This window comes from Paraburkholderia kururiensis (assembly GCF_034424375.1).
Taxonomy (GTDB): Bacteria; Pseudomonadota; Gammaproteobacteria; order Burkholderiales; family Burkholderiaceae; genus Paraburkholderia; species Paraburkholderia kururiensis_A.
This window is the reverse complement of sequence record NZ_CP139965.1, coordinates 14,239-26,341: the sequence shown is the minus strand read 5'-3', so window position 1 is coordinate 26,341 and position 12,103 is coordinate 14,239. Positions and strand designations below refer to the sequence as shown.

12 protein-coding genes and 1 pseudogene are annotated in these 12,103 nt (G+C 60.4%); 11 read left to right on the top strand and 2 right to left on the bottom strand.

What is annotated here, in order from left to right; translation table 11 throughout:
* The first annotated feature begins 96 nt into the window (after positions 1 to 96).
* From U0042_RS00130 to U0042_RS00115, 4 genes are all read left to right on the top strand, one after another.
* Positions 97 to 1,245, top strand: a complete 1,149-nt coding sequence (locus U0042_RS00130) for a DUF2827 domain-containing protein (RefSeq protein WP_114815355.1) — start codon at positions 97 to 99, stop codon at positions 1,243 to 1,245.
* Between the two features lie 2 nt (positions 1,246 to 1,247).
* Entirely contained in the window at positions 1,248 to 2,402 is a 1,155-nt protein-coding gene (locus U0042_RS00125; protein ID WP_114815356.1) for a DUF2827 domain-containing protein, read from the top strand.
* Positions 2,403 to 2,414: 12 nt separating this feature from the next.
* Entirely contained in the window at positions 2,415 to 2,993 is a 579-nt protein-coding gene (locus U0042_RS00120; protein WP_232833652.1) for a hypothetical protein, read from the top strand.
* Positions 2,994 to 3,066: 73 nt separating this feature from the next.
* Positions 3,067 to 4,209, top strand: a complete 1,143-nt coding sequence (locus U0042_RS00115) for a DUF2827 domain-containing protein (protein WP_232833653.1) — start codon at positions 3,067 to 3,069, stop codon at positions 4,207 to 4,209.
* Between the two features lie 62 nt (positions 4,210 to 4,271).
* Here U0042_RS00115 and U0042_RS00110 read toward each other — a convergent pair whose 3' ends face one another.
* A complete protein-coding gene (locus U0042_RS00110) occupies positions 4,272 to 4,640 on the bottom strand; it encodes a hypothetical protein (protein ID WP_157977936.1) in 369 nt (122 codons plus the stop codon).
* A 477-nt stretch (positions 4,641 to 5,117) separates the two neighbouring features.
* Here U0042_RS00110 and U0042_RS00105 point away from each other — a divergent pair, with 477 nt between their 5' ends.
* The 4 genes and pseudogenes from U0042_RS00105 (at position 5,118) to U0042_RS00085 (ending at position 7,897) form a co-directional block, all read left to right on the top strand.
* Positions 5,118 to 5,372 (top strand): hypothetical protein, encoded by a 255-nt coding sequence (locus U0042_RS00105; protein ID WP_114815358.1) that lies wholly within the window; start codon positions 5,118 to 5,120, stop codon positions 5,370 to 5,372.
* A 747-nt stretch (positions 5,373 to 6,119) separates the two neighbouring features.
* Positions 6,120 to 6,245: pseudogene (locus U0042_RS00095) on the top strand (DUF2827 domain-containing protein); the annotation flags it as partial.
* A gap of 25 nt (positions 6,246 to 6,270) precedes the next feature.
* Complete coding sequence (locus U0042_RS00090) at positions 6,271 to 6,738, top strand: DUF4019 domain-containing protein (protein WP_114815363.1); 468 nt, start codon at positions 6,271 to 6,273, stop codon at positions 6,736 to 6,738.
* 22 nt (positions 6,739 to 6,760) lie between these two features.
* A complete protein-coding gene (locus U0042_RS00085) occupies positions 6,761 to 7,897 on the top strand; it encodes a DUF2827 family protein (RefSeq protein WP_114815359.1) in 1,137 nt (378 codons plus the stop codon).
* Between the two features lie 122 nt (positions 7,898 to 8,019).
* Here the strand turns inward: U0042_RS00085 and U0042_RS00080 are convergent, their stop codons facing one another.
* On the bottom strand, positions 8,020 to 9,147 hold the full coding sequence (locus U0042_RS00080) for an ATP-binding protein (RefSeq protein WP_114815360.1): 1,128 nt from the start codon (positions 9,145 to 9,147) through the stop codon (positions 8,020 to 8,022).
* Positions 9,148 to 9,486: 339 nt separating this feature from the next.
* Here U0042_RS00080 and U0042_RS00075 point away from each other — a divergent pair, with 339 nt between their 5' ends.
* The 3 genes from U0042_RS00075 to U0042_RS00065 all read left to right on the top strand — a co-directional run bounded on the left by U0042_RS00075 (position 9,487) and on the right by U0042_RS00065 (position 12,099).
* Entirely contained in the window at positions 9,487 to 10,224 is a 738-nt protein-coding gene (locus U0042_RS00075) for a SphA family protein (RefSeq protein WP_269814075.1), read from the top strand.
* 63 nt (positions 10,225 to 10,287) lie between these two features.
* The gene (locus tag U0042_RS00070) at positions 10,288 to 10,746 is read left to right on the top strand and encodes a hypothetical protein (RefSeq protein ID WP_232833655.1); all 459 of its coding nucleotides are present in this window, start codon (positions 10,288 to 10,290) and stop codon (positions 10,744 to 10,746) included.
* Positions 10,747 to 11,355: 609 nt separating this feature from the next.
* A complete protein-coding gene (locus tag U0042_RS00065) occupies positions 11,356 to 12,099 on the top strand; it encodes a response regulator transcription factor (protein WP_114815361.1) in 744 nt (247 codons plus the stop codon).
* Positions 12,100 to 12,103: the final 4 nt, after the last annotated feature.

The window sequence follows — 12,103 nt, the reverse complement described above, 5'->3', positions numbered from 1 at the left end:
GGTTGCATAATTGGGCTGTTGTCCGCCTTTGATGGCGGTTCTCGACCGGCCCCTCCGATTCTGGAGGGGTCGGTTTATTGCATTTTGGACAAGTCAATGCGCATTGGTATTTCGGTCATTACCCACCAAGGCCAAAACATCTGGCAAAACGGCCTCGGACAGAACGTCATGTTCCTGTCCTCGCTATTCCAGCGTTTGTCGTTTGTACAGTCTGTCGTATTGATTGACGTGGGCGATCAGGGCGTCATGCCGCCACAGGTCGACCTCCAGTCGAACAATCTTCGGCTCATGAGGACGCACGAGGCGACTGACGAAGTCGACGTCATCATCGAAATGGGCGGCGCGCTGGATGTGGGTTGGCTCGATCTGATGCGTGCACGAGGCAAGAAGGTCGTGTACTACTGCTGCGGGCAGCCTTATGTCGGCTTGGTTGAATCTCCGATTTTCAACAAGCCCAGCCATGCGCCACGGCCCGATCGCTGCGACGAGGTCTGGTATCTACCGAAAGACGCCGCTTACGCACCCATGTTGCGCACGTTGCAGCGTTGCGAGGCCTACGAAATTCCGTATATCTGGCATCCATCGTTTATCGAGCAGCGCGTGCGCGAGGTAGCCGAACAGGGGTTCGTGTATGGCTACACGCCGACGCCGGCTGCGCCGACTGGCGAGCGCACCGGACTGCGCGTTGCCATCTTCGAGCCCAATATTTCAGTGGTGAAAAGCTCGAGTATTCCGATGCTTGTGTGCGATGAGGCATATCGCGCGGACCCGACTAGTGTCACCGCCATGCACGTGCTCAATACGCTGCATATGAAAGACCATCCCACCATGCTGTATTTCGCTAATTCGCTCGACCTGGTGCGCCAGCACAAGGCGACATTCCACGGTCGGCACGACGTAGTGGGGTTCATGGTGCAGCATGCGAATGCGGTGGTTTCGCACCAGTGGCAAAACGATCAAAACTACAGTTACCTCGACGTGTTGTACGGCAACTATCCGCTCATTCACAACTCGCCCTGGCTGAAAGACGCCGATTATTACTATCCCGATTTCGAGACCCGGCTGGGTGCTACTCAATTGCTGCGTGCGGCCGCCGAGCATGACGGCCAACTCGACGATTACCGCGCGCGATCGCAGCGCGTATTCGAATCGGTCGATCCGTTTAGCCGGCATAACGTCGACGGTTATGCTGAACGCCTTCTTCATCTCTGTCGCGACGCACGTTTCATGAATCGGGCGGCCTAGTCATGAGTATCCAAAACAATCGCGGCTCACGGCTGGCCGGCTTGCGAGTCGGCGTTTCGATCTACGTCCGCAAGGGCGCGCAGTCGCTCTGGGAAAACGGCATTTACCAGAACTGCCTGTACCTTGTGATGCTGCTTGTGCGGTCTCCGCTCGTTTCTGCCACGTACCTGGTGGCGGGCGGCGGAGACGGCAGGCCCGAAGACGCCAAAGAGTTCCTGGCTGATTCCCCGGTGCCGCTCATCGACATGAACGAGGCGGCAAACACGCTCGACGTGATGATCGAAATGAGCGCGCAACTCGATCGCAACTGGGTGGTGGCGTTTCGCGAGCGCGGCGGCAAAATCGTCTCGATGCGAGTCGGCAACGACTACGTCATCGACATCGAGCGCATGATCTTCGACCAGCCGCACGGGTTGCTGATTTCGGGCGCGCCTTATCACGAAGTGTGGACGTTGGCCGAATATGAACGAACCTGCGTGCCGTATTTCGCAAGTACATTCCGTGCGCCCGTCCGCATGATGCCGCACCTGTGGAGCCCGATGGCTCTCAACCGCGAGGCCGCCCGGTTGCCGGAAGGGCGCACGTTTGGCTATCAGCCGGGGCGCCGGCGTTGGCGCGTGGGAATCTTCGAGCCGAACATCTGCATGGTGAAGACGAGCTTCATTCCCATGCTGTCTTGCGAGGCTGCGCATCGAGCCAATCCGGACATGCTCGAGCACGTGTGGGTGTACAACACGCTGCAACTGAAAGAGCACGTGACGTTCAACGGCTTTGCCCGCAGCCTCGACATCGTGAAGCACGGGCTTGCATCGTTCGAAGGGCGTTATCCGTTTTGCCAGATCGTGGCGGCCGACGTCGATGCGATTGTCACGCATCATTGGGAGAACGGCCAGAACTACGTCTATTACGAGGCGCTTTACGGCGGCTATCCGCTGATTCACAACTCGCACCTGATTGGGGACTGCGGCTACCGCTACCACGACTTCGACTGTGAAGAGGGCGGCCGTGCATTGCAGCGAGCGTTCGATGAGCACGACACCAATCTCGACGAATATCGCAGAAAAGCGAATGCGTTCTTGAGCACACTCGATCCCGAGAGCGAGGCCAATGTCAGGGTGTATGGGGACGCGCTCGCCGCTTTGTATGACCGGCAGTGAGGTGAGGGCGCGATGAAACTCTGCTCCATGCGCGGCCGTATTTCACATCTAATGGTCCTGGCCGCAACGGCACTTCTGACCTCGGTTGCCTTTGCACAAGGCGTGCTGGCGCCGCATTCGAACGCTGTGCCGCAGAACTCGGTTGCGCTTGCGGCGGCGAATATCGGCGCACGCCAATGCCTGTCGCAGCTGACTGCGCTTTCCTCGCTCGGTATCCAGAACACGACGGGCAACGACGTTCTGTTCGACTGGGACCGCAGGCGCGGTGGTGCCAGTTCGGTCTTCTCGCTGCTCGGTCTGGAACTGCCGGGCGGCGGCGCGGCGATGTCCATTACGGCTGTGCCCGAGGCCGATGGCTCGTGCTCGGTGGCAGCTGAACGCATTTCCGTGGCACCCGTGGCGTGCAAGACCGTTGCGCAGCGCGAACTGGGCGGATATCGGGCGACGCCGTTGCTTCCCCACATGACCGTCTATAGCGACGCGAAAGACCCGGGTTCCACCGTGTCGTTGATCGAATCTCCGCCAGGGTGTCTCGTAATCCGGCGGTACGTGAAATTTTCGTCAGTGGCGTCGGGCGGAGGCGTTCAATGATCCGTCTTATAAGACACGGCGCGTTTTGTGACGAGGTGGACGTGGACCGCTCATTGGTCATCTCGAACCAAACATGGAGCTCACAGTCATGAGCGGGCTGCGTATCGGTATCACGATCGGCCTGCACCATCCGGCCGAGACTCTCTGGAACAACGGTATCAAGCAAAACGCCGCATTTCTCGCAGAGGCGTTGCGGCATTGCCCGCAAGTGGCGAGCGTCGTTCTGGTCAATACGACCGATATTCCGGTGACTTCGGCGCTGCCGTGGAATCTCGAACGCTTTCCGACCGTCGCGTTCGAGGCGGCAAAAGACGCTGTCGATGTGATGATCGAACTCGGCGGTCAGCTTGATCCGGCTCGGACGGACCATCTGAAACAACGGGGCGCGCGGCTCGTTTCCTACTGCTGCGGTTTCGAGTACATCCACGCGATGGAGTCGGTTCTGTTTCGCAAGCCGATGTGGGGCGCGAATCTGTTCATTAACCAGCGCTACGACGACATCTGGATCATTCCCCAGGTCGACAACATCAGCCGGTCGTATTTCGAGGTGCTGCGGCGTTTGCACGGACGCGTGGTGCCCTTCGTCTGGAGCCCGATGTTTCTCGATGAGCGCGTGAAGACGCTGCCGAACGGCGGCGTCTATCAGCCTCACGCTGGCGCGAAGCGCTTGACCGTCATGGAGCCGAACATCAATGTGGTGAAGTTCTGCCTCTATCCGGCGCTGATTGCCGAAATGACGTACCGTGCGCGTCCCGACAGCGTCGCATTGCTGCAGGTCACGAATGCAGAGCAGATCGCGCGCGAAAGCATGGAATTCGTCGCGCTGATGAACCAGCTCGACATCGTGCGTAACCACAAGGCGGTGTTCCTTGGACGCCATGAAACGCCGGTGTTTCTGGCCGAGCAGACCGATATCGTCATATCGCACCAGCTCGAGAATCCGCTCAACTATTTCTATCTCGAGGTGTGCTGGCAGGGTTACCCGCTGGTGCACAACGCAACGCTGTGTCCGGACCTGGGCTACTACTACCATGCCAACGACGTCGACGACGGTGCGCGACGTGTGATCGAAGTGATCGAGACGCACGACGCGCACGCCTCCTGGTACCGCGAGCAGCAACGTACGCTGATTGCGCGCTATCTGCCGGACGATCGGCAATTGGTGGCGACGTATGGCGCGCTGCTCGACGATCTCTTGAGGCGGCCGATACGCTGAGGTGCCAGTGCGGTGGAGCTCCCGCCGCCGGAAGTCTGCTGTAATTCAACGTCGAGACCTAGTTATGTCACGCCTGCCGCCGATACGTCGTCGTGCGAATCGAGCGGCAGCAGTAGCTGCGTGGGAAAGTCATCGCGGCGGCAGCCGGCATTGAATGCAAAGTCCGCGGCAGGGCGAAGCTCCGATGCGCTACTGAATGCCGCATCGTTTGCGTCGAACGATCTCAGAACAGGATGACGAGTGACCGTCTGGAAGTGGATCGACCCGAGCGGCGAGCTGGCGATGCGGGTCTGGAAATCGAAGCGCAGTACTTTGGTGCATCGTTGTCGTTTATCACAATAGCCGGTTCCAGACCGTTCGGCAGCGCGATAGCAGCGCACAGACCCTCCGTTATCCCAGTATTGCGCCACAAGGTACGCTGCTTTCTCCATCTCGTCAGCGCCTCCACGTTGTCTCGCGGCTAACGAGAACGTCGTGATAATCGCGACACAGTGATCGCAACATCGCAACAGGCTACTTTTTCCGCAGTGCCGAACGGCACTTCGATCGGCTTAGCCCACGCGTCGGTGGCGTACTTCAGCGGACTCCGCCTCGGACGCAGTAGTGCTACCTGACACTGTACGGTACGCATGATTCGATGCGCCAATGGGACTGCTCGGCCGCCAACATACGGGCAGCGCGAACTAAAAATCGTGGAGCGCACGGTAGTTCCATCCAGTTGTCTCGCCTTGATGTCGGTGTCCGATGCGATTTGCATCGAGTGCCAACATGAGTAGCGGGCACCACCGTGCCCGACAATTCCGGGCAGGGCCAGATCTCCAGGAATTTTGTTCAGAAAGCGTGACTTTTGACCTTTTCGCTAAGGGTATTGTTCGAGCTTACGATTCTCTCCGTTTGTGGTCATTTCAATGCAGATACTCATCTACGTTTATCGTGGCTTTGAATTGACGATGGAGCTCAAGGCCGTCTGTCATCTCGCCGGCAATACCGAATTCAAGTGGCTGCCTCCTCGCGCCTTTTTTGCCGCGGTGAGCATCAAGGGGCTAGACGTACAGGCGCGATCGGTATCGCCAGTGGCGGTCACGAGGGATAGCGCGGCGGCGGCAGTAGAGGCGGCGGCCATGCAGGCGCAGAGCGTCGTCGACCACGTGCTGAGTGCGTGAGCGGGCTTGCCTGTTGTGCTATCCGCTCGGCGCAACATCGTGGGTTGGCGTAGAAAGTACGTGGACTCCAATCAGGCAGAAATTCCTGGAATTGGCTATTCGGATATCAATAAATTTAAAGCGCATTCTGGACGTCGACATGACGTCCATGCGCAAAGTTGATGGAAAAGGGAATGGAATTGGCGGTATCGCCATGTACTCCGCGATTGGTGGAGCGCTGGATGGTTGGTCGGGCTTGGCGTTGAGCGGACGTTTCGCGCTACTCCTCGAGCCTTTCGTGGCTGCGGTCGGATCTTTCGACGGAGAAGAGCGGTTGTGGGTCGCGGCAGATAGGGAGGCGGACCAGCATTATAGTCCGTCGTCGCGGCCATTTTCGGCGTAGCGACTCCGCCGGTTGCTGCTTGTCTCGTATGCCACGGTGTGAGTTGGCGGCTCCGGCTGACAAGTGTCACGGTATAGCAGGATGGCCGGCAATGGCGCTCAAGAGAATGAAAGGGACTTCCCCGTCCCGAGGCTGCGGCGGAAGCCGCGAATCGGCATCAATGTGCCAGGATGAAGTTGCGAACCGTCGAGTCGACCCGCGCGCTGCGCGAGAAATCCGATCCCGCGACACTGGTCTTCCAGTGCGGCGCCACGCCGGCCGAAACGACGTCTACCTCCACGGTCGATCTCGCGCTATCGAAGCGCCGCGCGGAAACCGTCGTCTACGAGATGCGGTACTGCGACTCTCTGCCGATCCCCGCCGCACACGACGCGAGCCTCGACGCGTATCGTGCGCGTATGAAGCACGTGCCCAGCTCGGTTAGCATCTACCATCCCAACAACGTCGCCGCGTATTCGAATGCAATCGCGGCGCTCTATCGCAACGCATGACGCGCTGCTGTTTCAGGACTTCGACATGAACGCACACCCCAACCTCTCCCGCGCGAAATGGCTGATCGGCTGCGCCGCCGCTTCGATTGCGATCAGCGCACACGCTCAATCCGGCGGCGAATCGGCGGACGTACTGCTGCGCGACGCCGACGCGGTCTTCAAGCAACTCGATGCCGGCCAGTACGGCGCGGTGTGGGCGAATTCCGCTGCATTCGTGAAGGCGCGCATCAAGCAGGATCAGTTCACCGCAGATATGCAGCGCTCGCGCCAGTCGGTGGGCACGGTCCGCTATCGCGGCTGGGCACAGATCACGCGGATCCGCTACACGAACGCCGTAGGGATGCCCGACGGACTCTACGCCAACCTCGACTATGCGACGACGCTCGCGACCGGCGCGACCGTGTACGAGAAGCTGAGCTTTCGCCTCGAAGACGATGGCCTCTGGCATCTGACCGGCTACGTGCCGCGCCAGTCGCAGAACTACGCGCCGTAAGCCGCGACGCCCGAAGCTACCGATGAAACTCAACGTCGCGATTACGATGAACGTGCAGCGCGACGCGACGCAGTCGATCTGGTACAACGGCGCCAACCAGCATTGTGTGTACCTGTACATGCTGCTGAAGCATTCGCCGCTGATCGGCGAGGTCTGGCTCGCGCACGACGACGGCATCACCGAATACCCGCAAGCGCTCATGATGGACGCATTCGGTGACGCACTGCGGCCGCTGTCGGCGATCATCCACGACACCGACCTGCTCATCGAGATGAACGCGTTCGTCGACTCGTCGCACACCGACGCCGTACGCCGGCGCGGTGGCAAGTGCGTGTCGTACCGCTTCGGCAACGACTACGTGATCGCAGTCGAGACGATCACCTTCGAGAAAAACAACTGGCGGCCGAACCCGCACCGCGTGCAGTTCGACGAGATCTGGACCAATCCGCAGCACATGCACACGTGCGCGGCCTATTTCCAAGCCGTGTATCGCGCGCCGGTGATCGAGCTGCCGCACATCTGGTCGCCGTACTTCATCGAACGTAGCCTCGACGCCGATCCCGAGCTGAAGGCGCGCTTCGGTTACCGCAATCACGGACCCGCCAAGCGCATCGCGTTCTTCGAGCCGAACCTGAACGTCGTGAAGAGTTCGATCGTGCCGATGCTCGCGGCGAACGCGTGTTATGTCGAGCATCCCGAACTGGTTGAACACGTGTACATGACCAACACGTTCGACAAGAAGGAAAACGTCGCTTTCAAGCACCTGGCGCTCGGGCTCGAGATGGTGCGCGACGGCAAGGCGACGGCCGACGTGCGCGCGCCGTTCGTCGCGTGGGCCGCGCATCACACCGACATCGTCGTGTCGCACCAGTGGGAAAACGGTCTGAACTACCTGCTGTATGACGCGCTGTACGGCAACTACCCGCTCGTGCACAACTCGCCGTTCCTGCGCGACGTCGGCTATTACTATCCGGACTTCGAAATCTTCGACGCGGCGCGCGCGATCGCGACCGCCGCGCAGACGCACGATGCGCGGCTCGTTGATTACTCGGCAGCGGCCCGCCGCTGTTTGCAGCAAGTCGATACGCTCGCCGGGCACAACGTGCGCACGTATTCGGAGCAGATCCAGCGCCTCTTCGCCGGACGTGTGCTCGGCTGAGCGCGGGCGCGCCCAGATCCGAAAACGTCATTCGGCCACCAAGCCGATGCAAAGCTCTTACGCTCCGGCCGAATCCATCGCGTGATCCGCTCGGCCTTCCACGCTGTGTCGGATCATCGCCCTCAATCGGAAAGCGAAGGCAAGCACGGCATGTGCACCGTAAAACGGGTTCCGCGTTCTGATGAGGCAACGGCTATGGTTCCCTCATGTGCCCTGACAATGCAGCGGCAGATATAGAGGCCGAGTCCAATGCCCGCAGCGCTCCCGCTCCGCTGAGGCGAATTCGCCCTCGTGAGAGGATCGAACAATGTGGGAAGCGCTTTCTCCGGGATCGGATTGCCTTCGTTGGAAACGACAATGGTCACGTGCCCCTCGCGGCCATCGGCTTCAACAACTATCCCGCCAGAACCATAGCGGGCCGCGTTCGTCAGCAGATTGACCATCAACTGGCCGATCCTGGTGCCATCCCATCTTCCCCGCAGATCGCCAGCAAGATGCACGTCGATGGTGGCATCCGGGTACGACGCCCGCACTTCGTCCGCGGCGTCGCTACAGATACGCCCAATATCCTGCGACGCAAAACTGACCGGCAGTGTGTCGCCCAGCCGCCCGCGGGTGAAAATCAGCAGATCGTCGATCATCTGCTTCATGCGCGTTGCGCTGCGCTGGACGAACGCAACCGCCCGTACGCTGCTGGAAGACAGGCCGTTGTCACGCAGCAGCACTTCGCCCGCATTCAGTATGGCCGCCAGTGGCGAGCGCAGATCGTGGGCCAGCACGCCGGTAAATAGGTCCCGGCTGCGTTCAGTGCGGGTCGCGTAGTGCCACACCGACTCGGCCAGGACCTGGTCGATCGCTTCATTGAACCGGATCATTTCCTGAAACGCCCCCGCCCCTTCCGGCGAGGTCGTGTGCCAGTGGCGCAGGACCGTGGCGCGCAGGGCGCGGAATTCCGCCACCACGTCGTTGATGCCGAAGCCATGCGCCAGGCGGTCCTCCGCGTGACGGTGCGCAACGCGGTTGAACTCCGATTGCGGGGCGCGATCGTCGCCACGAGATTTGGCTTCCTGTTGTGCCGCGTTCTGGGCGGTTCGCATGTCCGCCGCAATGGCCGTCAGGATCTCGGCAGCCGAATTTCGTAACTGGCTTTCGGAAAGAAGCGTGTCCTCCTGACTGATGGCCTCGGCGTATTCCGCCCAGGCATCGATCAAACCGTCAAGGTCGGCCTCAATGAAGTCTGCAAGTTTCATTTGATTGCCCCTCTACAGGTACGCGTTGCGAACGATCGTGCGTCATGGTTGAGCGTTTCGGAACGATTCAGCCGTGCCGTTCCGGGATAGGAGTTTACCAATACCCGGTTGCTGCATATATCGAATAGGGCCGCGTTTCGTGCAGAAGTGCAGAAGCGCCGGTACGCAAGGCGCCGGCTTTGCGCGCCGCGGGCATGTGGTGAGATCGTGGCGAGCATGCCTCGCATGTAGAAAAGCGCGGCGCCCGACGAACGGGCCGCGCCTTGTCGAATCAAAGCTGCGCTGGTTCTTCGCTGACCGCCGCGGACGGGAAATGCCGACGCGTTTCGCCATTCCCGCATCGATTCCTTCACGTGGATCAATCACGTGGCGTACACGTCCCCGTGGCACCTGGCCGGCGGAACGTTGGGCTTCAACGTGATCTTGCCGCTCACCTGGCTGCATGGCCGTTTCGACCAGCCGGGCGCCGCGCTGTCGGGCGGAGGCACGGCGCTCGGAGACGTGACCTTCGGGTCGCAGCTTCAGTACGCGCCAATCGTGGGCGCGTCTGGCCAACCCATATTCGTGCAGCGCTTCGAGTTCGACGTCATTGCGCCAACGGGGCAGTACAAGCACAACGCGGACCTCAACCAGAGTTCCGGTTACTTCTCGTTGAACCCGTACTGGGCGGCCTCGCTGTTTCCGCTTCCGAAGATCGAAATCAGCTGGCGACTGCATTACCTGTACAACTTCAAGAACCATGATCCGGCTGCGAGCTATCCGCTCGCATTCGAGGGTCAGCCCGTCAGCGACACTCAAGCCGGCCAGGCGGCCTGGATCAACTTCACGACCTCGTATGCGCTCACGCCTTCATTGCATGTGGGCGTGAATGGCTACTTTTTCCGCCAGCTTGCGGACAACCGCATCAACGGTACGTCCGTGGCCGGCCGTGAACAGGTGCTCGGCATCGGTCCCGGACTCTTCTGGCAGATGAGTCGAACGCGCGCACTGTGGCTCAACGCATACACGGAAGCCGCAGTGCGTAACCGCACGCGCAACAGCCTCATCCTTCAGGCTCAGATCGCCACGTCGTTCTGAAAAAGCGACGGGCCGTGGAAGCGGCCGTGCGGCTGTAGACAGCCAGGCGTGCGGGCGAACGGGATGGGTCATTGTCAACGTAAACGACCCATCGACGGTACGCACGACTACCGTTGCGCCACCGCGCTCTTCGCCGACCCACCGCCGCACAGCATGGGCTACACGTCGGTGCAGGCGGTGTTCTCGATTCGATACAACCTGCCGAACGGCATCGGCATCGGCATCGGCATCGGCATCGGCATCGGCATCGGCATCGGCATCGACATCGGCATCGGCATCGGCATCGGCATCGACATCGCCATCGCTATCGCGAACCACCCGCTGCTCAATGCAAAGATCTGTATAACGAACTATCGATTCGGCGACGGTTATGTCGGCGAGTTCGAGGCCGGCTGGAACTTCGGCCGGTGGAAGCGGCGTGGTGGGCGAGCATCCGAACCCGTTCAGCGACGACAAGGCAAACGGCGTCGACGTGGGCAACCGCGTGCGCATGTTCGGCATCGGCCCGTCGCTCGTCTATGACGCGCCGAGCTGAAACTTCGACCTCGATTATCAGCACGGCGTGTCGGCCGCGAATACGTCGAAGAGCAACAACGTGCGGCTGAACATCGCCATTCCGCTGTGGCCGGAGTACGTGCGGCCAGCCGCTCCATCCACGCATCGGCCTTCGTGAACCATTGGCCGGTCTCACGCTGCGCCGGGCCGAGCGTGCGGAGCTTGCCGTCACGGGCGCCGGAAATCTTTGTAGCGCCGAACTTGTAGTCCGAACGGATGAACGTGCGCACGAACAGGGAGCTTTACTTCAGGAGCGTCCGCTGCGCCGCGTTGGAGATGATCTTCGCGTAGCGGGTGTCGCTTGTCAGGCGCGCGATGGGCTTGAGGCCCGTGCCTGACGGAACGAGTGTGCGTGTGGCGGGGGCTTCGGGGCAGCCATGCCGTCGGTTGGTTACGCCACTCGGTCCACTCGGACTCATCCATGTCGACTCGTCGTCTGGAACAACACCGCATCGAACCGCCGTTGATGCATGTCAGATTGTGCACGACCGGCACGCTTAACCTTTTTTACAAGAATACCGAGTAGCTGCCATACAGGCCGACATTTTCCGGATGACCTTAAAACGAAGCGTGGCCATGAAAATACTTGTGCTGGAAGACGACGATGCCCATGCGGAACTCATCGGAGCGGCACTGACGAGCGCCGGTCACCAGGTCGAAATCGTAAATAACGGTCGGCTCGCGGTACGCCGTCTGGAGAGCGCCACGGCAGATCTGCTGGTGCTCGACTGGTCTGTGCCTGACCTTTCGGGGCTTGATGTGCTGGTCTGGGCACGATCACGCATCGGCGCTGATATCCCGATTTTGATGTTGACTTCTCGCGGTCGGGAAGACGACGTGGCGAAGGCGCTTGAAGCTGGCGCGGACGATTACATGGTGAAACCCGTGCGCAGCCGTGAACTTGCGGCGCGCGTCGGGGCACTGCTGCGCCGCACGTATTCAAACGTAAGACGAGATGCCATTCGCATTGAATTTGGCGATTATGTAATAGACATTCGCGACAGGACGGTTACCGTGAGCGGACAACTGCAAACGCTGACGCCTCGGGAGTTCGACCTTGCCAGTCTTCTGTTCCGGCATCCCGGGCGAATTTTCCCTCGTGACGAACTATGCAAGGCCGTGTGGGGAAAAGATGTGCGGTCGGATTCCCGCACATTGGACACTCATATATACCGCCTGCGCCAGAAACTCGATCTGTCGCCGAGACATGGCGTGCGGCTGCGTTCCGTGTATCAGCACGGCTACTGCCTTGAGGAGGCGATCGCTGACGAAGCCCGAGAGGCCGTGCCGGAGGCTGAACACCCAGATATCTTCCCTTAAACGC